Annotated in this window: 5 protein-coding genes; all 5 read left to right on the top strand. The window is 65.6% G+C overall.

The features are described from left to right. Nucleotides 1-269 precede the first annotated feature (269 nt). Entirely contained in the window at nt 270-860 is a 591-nt protein-coding gene (locus tag ACFV15_RS46235) for a superoxide dismutase family protein (RefSeq protein WP_378359624.1), read from the top strand. A 443-nt stretch (nt 861-1,303) separates the two neighbouring features. Then, nucleotides 1,304-2,098: an ABC transporter ATP-binding protein gene (locus ACFV15_RS46230; protein WP_378359622.1), complete on the top strand. Its 795-nt coding sequence runs from the start codon at nt 1,304-1,306 to the stop codon at nt 2,096-2,098. Then, entirely contained in the window at nt 2,091-2,858 is a 768-nt protein-coding gene (locus tag ACFV15_RS46225) for an ABC transporter permease (protein WP_378359621.1), read from the top strand. The genes ACFV15_RS46230 and ACFV15_RS46225 overlap by 8 nt, the downstream gene beginning before the upstream one ends. Next, on the top strand, nt 2,855-3,856 hold the full coding sequence (locus ACFV15_RS46220) for an ABC transporter substrate-binding protein (RefSeq protein ID WP_378359619.1): 1,002 nt from the start codon (nt 2,855-2,857) through the stop codon (nt 3,854-3,856). The genes ACFV15_RS46225 and ACFV15_RS46220 overlap by 4 nt, the downstream gene beginning before the upstream one ends. A gap of 114 nt (nt 3,857-3,970) precedes the next feature. Then, nucleotides 3,971-4,318, top strand: a complete 348-nt coding sequence (locus ACFV15_RS46215) for a hypothetical protein (RefSeq protein WP_378359618.1) — start codon at nt 3,971-3,973, stop codon at nt 4,316-4,318. Nucleotides 4,319-4,518: the final 200 nt, after the last annotated feature.

Raw genomic sequence — 4,518 nt, 5'->3', positions numbered from 1 at the left:
GCCCGCCCCGCCGAACCTACCTGCTGATCCCCCACCATGGGTTGTAACCCGCCTGTTCAACAACCAACGCACCGTCTCACATGGGTGGCGCACCCTCTCCGGGCCCCCCACACTCGCTTTGTGCGGAAATTGTTCCACGAATGGAGGACAACGGCCGCGTGGCGCGTACTCCCGTTGTCCTATGTAGGCGTGTGATGGGTGAGAAGCCGCTGCCGCGGCTTCGCCCGCACCACGATCAAAGCTCCACACAGTTCACAACAAGGAGAAGTATGCGTACGAAAACAACGGTCCTTTTCGGAGCCGTTGCGCTCGCGGGGGCCTTGGCAGCCTGCTCGTCCGACGCGAGCACGGGCTCCGCGCCTGCCTCGACCGCCACTCCGCCGCCTGCCGGAATCGCGGTCGCCGAGCCCGCCGCCGCCGGTACGCAGCCCGCGGCCATCACCTACGACACCAAGCGAGTCCCGGTCGGCGCGACACTGGGCACGTCGGCCTCGGTGGAGGGCGGCTCGACCACCGTGACGCTGACCGTCACCGGCCTGCTGCCGAACACCGCCTACGGCTCCCACGTGCACACCAAGTCCTGCGGCGCCAAGCCTGCGGACTCGGGCCCGCACTACCAGTCCCAGAAGGACCCCGTTTCGCCTTCGATCGATCCGGCTTACGCGAACCGCGACAACGAGATCTGGCTGGACTTCACCACCGACGCCAAGGGAGCGGCGAACTCCTCGGCGAAGGTGAAGTGGGAGTTCCGCCAGGGAGAGGCGAACTCGATCGTCGTGCACGCCACCCATACCCACACCGAGCCTGGCAAGGCGGGCACCGCGGGCGACCGGCTGGCCTGCTTGACCCACACTTTCTGAATCGGCCTACTTGGACTGGCCGACTCCCCCGCGCCCAAGTCCACACGGGTCGTGAGTGTCGCCGACGGTTCTAGTCGACCGGTATTTGGCTACCTACCGTGGCGACCCGGCGGCGTGGCCAAGCGAGTGGAACCTTTGCTCCGTTGGATGCAGATTTTCTTCCACTCGCTCGGGCAGTCGCAGCTGAACCCGGCGTGGCACGTGACAAGGGCCGCCCTTGAAACGCTCTGGGTGACAAAGGCGCCCCTTGTCACCTTCACGCGGCCTGGCGAGGGGGAAACCGGTCGTTCAACGCCTCACAACCCACTCACCACCTTTCGTCACCGTGAGCGTGACACAAGCCCCACTCGCGCGGACCCGCAACCCGCAAACCCGACGTAGTCGTCAAATACCGGTTCGCCCACACCGTCCGCAACACTCACGACCCATCGGGATTGGACTACATGAGCCCTGACCTGGATGCCGCGCACAACGCGGTGGAGCTTCGCTCGATGAGCGTCTCCTTTCCCGGAACCACCACCGCACTGGAAAATGTGAGCTTCGCTGTTCCGCGAGGCCGGTTCGTGTCGGTGGTCGGCCCGACCGGATGCGGCAAATCCACTGTGCTCAACTGCGTCGCCGGGCTGCGCGCGCCGACTTCCGGAGAAGTACTCGTCGACGGGGCGCCGTTGCGCGGGCTCAACCAGGCGGCGGGTTACCTGTTCCAGCAGGACGCGTTGCTGCCGTGGAAGACCGTACTGGACAACGTCGGGTTCGGGCTCCGGCTGCGAGGTCTCGACAAACGGGAACGTGCCGATCGCGCGCGGGAATGGATCGCGCGGGTCGGGCTCAGCGGCTTCGAGCAAGCCTACCCGCATCAGTTGTCCGGCGGCATGCGCAAACGGGCCGCGGTCGCCCAGATGTGGATCACCGGCCCGGACATCCTGTTGATGGACGAGCCGTTCGGCGCGCTGGACGTGCAGACGCGCCAGATCATGGAGAACGAGCTGCTCGGATTGTGGTCCGAGAGTGGCAACACCGTTCTGTTCGTCACGCACGACCTCGACGAGGCGGTATCGCTGTCGGACGAGGTCCTGGTGCTCTCGGCCGGGCCGGGTAGCCGGGTGCTCGGCCGCTACCCGGTGGATCTGCCGCGCCCACGCGACCTGCTGGACATCCGCACCTCACCGGGTTTCACCGAGGTCTACCAGGCGATCTGGGCCGGTCTGCGTGACGAGGTGCTGAAAAGCCATGGCTGAGGGGACGGTCGTGTCCAAGGGAGCCGTGCTCGCCGCACAGCTCGGACTCGCCGCGGCCATCGCGGCGGGCTGGGAATTCGGCGGAGCCGACGAGTTCTTCTTCAGCAAGCCGAGTGACATCGCGGGCCAGATCGTACGCTGGTTCACCAGCGGGACGATCTGGGAGCACCTCGGCATCACGCTCGCCGAGGCCGCGCTGGCGCTGCTCATCGGCACCGCCGCCGGGCTGCTGGTCGGGTTCGTGCTGGCTCGCTTCAGGTTCCTGGGCGCCGTGTTCGACCCGTTCATCAAAGTACTCAACGCGGTGCCGCGGGTGGTGCTCGCGCCGATCTTCCTGCTCTGGTTCGGATTGGGCGTGTGGTCGAAGGTCGCCTTCGGCGTGACGCTGGTGTTCTTCCTTGTCTTCTTCAACACCTACCAAGGTGTGCGGGACGTCGAGAAGGTACTGGTGGACAACGCCCGGATGCTCGGCGCGACCGAGGGCCAGCTGACCTGGCACGTGCTCCTGCCCAGCGCACTCGGGTGGATCTTCTCCAGCCTGCATGTCAGCGTCGGTTTCGCCATCGTCGGCGCCGTGGTCGGTGAATACCTCGGCAGTTCGGCCGGTGTCGGCTACCTCATCTCCCAGGCCGAGGGAACGTTCGACACCACCGGTGTGTTCGCGGGCATGGTCGTGCTGGCCGCCGTCGTGCTTCTCGTCGATCTCGCGGTCGGGCTGCTCGAACGCAAGTTGCTACGTTGGAAACCGGAGGCACCGTGAAACGACTTCTCGCCGCACTGCTGGCCGTGCTGACGCTCGCCGGCTGCTCGTCCAAAGTGGACACGGCGACCGAGGTGACCATCGGCGTGGGCGGCCAGCCGCTGCTGGTGTACCTGCCCACGACACTCGCCGACCGCCTCGGCTACTACCGCGACGAGGGCCTTCAGGTGAAGCTGGAGGACATGCAGAGCGGTTCGAAGGCGTTGCAGGCGCTGCAGGGCGGCAGTGTGAACGTCGCGAGCGGGTATTACGACCACACCATCCAGATGCAGGCGAAGGGTCGTGTCGCCACGGCCTTCGTCGGCATGCTGCGGCTGCCTTCGCTCGCGCTCGTCGTGTCACCGAAGAGCGGCAGGCCGATCAACTCGATCGCCGACCTGCGTGGTGCCACAGTCGGCGTGACCTCGCCGGGCTCGTCGACCGACTTCTTCCTCAAGTACCTGCTCGTCCGGCACGGCCTGGCCGCCGACGACGCCAGTGTGGCCGCGATCGGCGGCGACGCGAGCGCGGTCGCGGCCGTGGAGCAGGGCAAGGTCGACGCCGCCGTGATGGTCGAGCCGTCGATCTCCCTGCTGCGTCAACGCGCGGGAGACCTGCGGATCCTCGCCGACACACACACGGCGGAAGGACTCAGGGCCGAGTTCGGAGTGGACAACTACGCGGCGTCCGTCCTCTACTCCACCGGTGAATGGCTGGCCGCGAACACCGGCACCGCCCGCAAGCTCGCGAGCGCGATCGTCCGGACTCTGCAGTGGATCGATCAGCACTCACCGACCGAGATCGCCGAGCGCATGCCACCGGAGTACACGGCAGGCGACCGGGAGGTGTACATCGCCGCGATCGAGCGAATGAAGGAGTCCTTCAGCAAGGACGGCATCATCCACACCGACGGCGCCCAGACCGCCTACACCGTGCTCAGCAAGTTCAACACCGGTGTCGCACAGGCGAAGATCGACCTGGGCAAGACCTATACCAACGACCACCTTCCCCGGCCGTAGCGCCGACCGGCGGCTCACGAGAGATTCCCCTCGGATTCCTGTTCATGCCGTGCTGCGGGGAGAACCGGTGATTGAATTTTCTCAACGCATGCCCACTTTGCGATCGGAGATGGAATGAAGATGTTCGGTAAGGTCCTCATGGGCACTGTCGCGGGTGCCGTGCTGCTCGCGTTCGCACCGGGCGCGGACGCCGCCACGACAAAAGAACTCTGGGTTCACGTTTATCCGAGCACGCTGAGCGTGAACGTCACCATCAACGGCAAAACCACCTGTTATGGCCTCCCTCCCCACAACGAGGCGTGGGTACCCGTTCTCGGGCTGACTCCGCACGCCGGTGACCGCGGCACCGTCATTGGCTTCGATTCGCGCGGCTGCAACGGCTCTCCCTCTACCAGGTCTGAGCGCTTCAGGTTTAGGGATATCCCTGTGCCCGAGAGGGTGGACGTCAAGTTGACCCGCTGAGCAAGGATGGTCCGGATATTCCTCGATGAGGTGCCCGGCGGCCCACGAGGGATTCCCCTCGGATTCCTGTTCGTGCGGTGCTGCCGGGAGAACCGGTGATTGAATTTCTCCATGCACTCCCGCTTTGCGATCGGAGATGGAATGAAGATGTTCGGTAAGGTCCTCATGGGCACTGTCGCGGGTGTCGCGCTGCTCGCGTT

It is taken from the genome of Amycolatopsis sp. NPDC059657 (assembly GCF_042734395.1).
GTDB lineage: Bacteria > Actinomycetota > Actinomycetes > Mycobacteriales > Pseudonocardiaceae > Amycolatopsis.
The sequence above is the reverse complement of the archived record's forward strand: the minus strand, read 5'-3'. Positions and strand labels throughout refer to the sequence as shown.